General features: G+C 62.1%; 1 protein-coding gene. It reads right to left on the bottom strand.

Annotated elements, in window-relative coordinates:
* Positions 1–75: 75 nt before the first annotated feature.
* Positions 76–1,452, bottom strand: a 1,377-nt coding sequence (gene ltrA / locus RM96_RS33535) for a group II intron reverse transcriptase/maturase (RefSeq protein WP_039016067.1), incomplete at its 5' end; no start/stop codon positions are given.

The following is a 1,452-nucleotide window of genomic DNA, read 5'->3' on the forward strand; positions in this document are numbered from 1 at the left end:
CTATCGCGGTAGGAATGCCCATTACTGAGCACCCCCCGCACAGATCCGTACGAGCCCGATTCGGGCATACGGCTCCTACCTCGGGTGTTTGACGGCAAAGCGCCGGTCCGGCCATGGATGAAGGATTCGAGGCTGTGGGAGCCAGGCATCCGCGATCCGCTCGACCCGCGTCCACGTCATAGGATCCTTTTGGCTGCGGCGCCTGAGCGCACGCCGCCAGAGGTCAACAACGTGGTAACGGAACGCGCCGAGCGCTCGCGAGTTCGTTGGTACTGCGTGGTACGCGAAGTATCCGCGCACCACCTGCCCAAGCCATTTTCCTTGCGCAGGAATCGGGTCGTGCATGCGCCGTCGCAGATCCTCCTTGATCTGCCTGAGCTTCGCCCGCATGCGATCACCGCGAGTCTTCCTCTGCAACTGGAAGGCACCGCGACGCGATCGTCCGCAGATAAAGATGAAGCCCAGGAAGGCGAAGGTCTCCGGCCGGCCAAGGCCTCGACTCTGGCGGTTGGCCGCTGCGTTGCGGCCAAACTCCAGTAACCTCGTCTTGTCCGGGTGAAGCGCAAGCGAGAACTCCTCCAGCCTCTGTCGCATCGCGTCCCAGAAGCGCCGCGCGTCAGCTTCGTGCTCGAAGCCAGCCACAACATCATCCGCGTACCGCAGAATGATGACGTTGCCTTTAGCTTCCCGCCGTCGCCACCGGTTGGCCCAGAGATCAAACACGTAGTGCAGATACACGTTCGCGAACAGTGGCGACGCCACTGACCCCTGCGGTGTGCCGGTTTCACTGACGCTCAGTTCCCCATTCTCCAGAACGCCCGCCTTGAGCCATTTCCGCACAAGACGAATGATGCGCTCGTCGCCGATCCGATGCTCCATGAACCGAACCAGCCAGTCCTGGCTGACCGAGTCGAAGAAGCTCCGGATGTCGGCGTCTAAAATCCAGTTCACCGGGGTGCGGATGATGGCCGTTGCCAACGCGTCCAGCGCATCATGCTGACTGCGTCCGGGTCGGAACCCGTACGAGAAACCGAGAAAGTCTTCCTCGTAGATCGCATTTAGCACTCCAACCACCGCGCGCTGGACGACTTTGTCTTCCAGTGCGGCATTCCCCAATGGGCGCTGTTTGCCGTCCGGCTTTGGTATGTACTGCCGCCGAACGGGCAGTGCCCGATACGCTCCGCTGAGTACTTGTGTGTGCAGACGCTGGAGATGCTCTTCCAGTCCCGCCTCGTAGTACCGCCACGTCATGCCGTCCACTCCCGGAGCCGCGTTGCGTTTGAGCGCATAGAACGACTCCCGAAGCCAGTCGACCGTGACGTGATGCAGCAGCGCGGTGAACCGCTCCTCCTTCCGCTGCCTTGCAGCTTGCCGTACACGTTCCAGCCCCTGTGGCACGCTTGCCCGGTTCTGCGCCCGGCACGTGTTGGACTGACCCATGTTCCCCTTGGT

It is taken from the genome of Cupriavidus sp. IDO (assembly GCF_000812465.1).
Lineage (GTDB): Bacteria > Pseudomonadota > Gammaproteobacteria > Burkholderiales > Burkholderiaceae > Cupriavidus.